General features: G+C 66.4%; 2 protein-coding genes. Both read right to left on the reverse strand.

Annotation, left to right across the window (positions count from 1 at the left end):
- On the reverse strand, positions 1–551 hold a 551-nt coding region (locus BTW08_RS18375; protein ID WP_281492071.1), incomplete at its 3' end, for an NAD(P)-dependent oxidoreductase.
- A 136-nt stretch (positions 552–687) separates the two neighbouring features.
- Positions 688–1,319: aminotransferase class I/II-fold pyridoxal phosphate-dependent enzyme (locus tag BTW08_RS18380; protein ID WP_139313724.1), on the reverse strand; the 632-nt coding region annotated here is incomplete at its 5' end.

Genomic DNA, 1,319 nt, shown 5'->3' on the forward strand with positions numbered 1-1,319 from the left:
TGTCGCAGCAGCGTGTCGAGCCCGTCGTCGCCGTGATGGCAGGTGAGTCCGTCGATCTGTTTGGGCGAGCGACTCCAACCGAGGACCGGATAACCATCGGCGGCGAGCATCTGCGCCACCCGCGTGCCGATGGCGCCGAGACCCAGCACGCCGATCGGCCAGTCGGGCTTGTCGACCACGGGCACCTCGCGCCATTCGCTCGTCGCCTGCTGACGCCGGTAGCGGTCGAAGTCGCGCTGGAAATGCAGCACGCCGTAGCGCGCATAGTCGCCGATCAACTCGCCCATACCGGCGTCGCGCAGCTTGACGATGGGGAGCTCGCGGGGCAGCGAGGGGTTCTGTAATAGGGCATCCACCCCGGCACCCAGATTGACGATGCCCTTGAGCGCCGTCTGTTCGTCGAACACCGAAGCCGGCGGCTTCCAGGCGACCAAGTAATCGACCTGCGGGTTGCCGCTGTCCTTCGCGACGACAATTTCGGCGGTCGGCAGGCGCTCGCGCAGAATGTGGCGCCATTGCTCGGCATCGTTGTGATAGATCAGGACTCGCATCTGAGCTCCGTCATTGTGTTGTTGGATGGATTAGTGCCGTATCAACATCATCGCAGCTCGCAGCTCGCAGCTCGCAGCTCGCAGCTCGCAGCTCGCAGCTCGCAGCTCGCAGCTCGCAGCTCGTCGCTCGTGGCCTTCAATAAGCGATTTCCAGCATCGGCGGCGGCGCTTCGCCCAGCAGCTGGCTCAGCACGTCCAGCCCGCTGGCAAGACGCGCCAGATCCGGTTCGGCCCCCAGGCTGATACGCACGCGGCGCGGCATCGCGGACTGTTCGACCAGAAACGGCTGCGCGGTGGTGATGGCGACGCCTTCCTGGCGGGCCTGCTGCTGTAGCTCTTCCGCCCGCCACGGTTCGGGAAGCGCCAGCCAGATATGCAGGCTGCTGGGGCGCGATTCGATGGCATGGCCCGCCAGCTTGCGGGCGGCCAGTGCCTGGCGCTCCGCCAGCAGTTGGCGCTGCTCGTGCGCCAGGGTGTCGACCATGCCGCTGGCCAGCCAGTAATCCGCAATTTCGAAGACCAGCGGCGTCGCCATCCAACTGGTGGCGCGCAGTCTCGGCAACGTGTGATGCATCTGCCCACGGGGCACGCTGAGATAGCCGGCGCGCAGCCCGGGGACGGTCGCCTTGGTCAGGCTGGTGACGTGGAAACTCTGCTGGGGCAGGCGGGCGGTCAACGGGGTCAATCCCTCGGGCTCCAGCAGCGCATGGACGTCGTCCTCGATCAGCCACACGTCGTGACGCAGCAGGATATCGGCCACGACATCGC

The organism is Salinicola sp. MH3R3-1, from assembly GCF_001937155.1.
GTDB lineage: Bacteria > Pseudomonadota > Gammaproteobacteria > Pseudomonadales > Halomonadaceae > Salinicola > Salinicola halophyticus.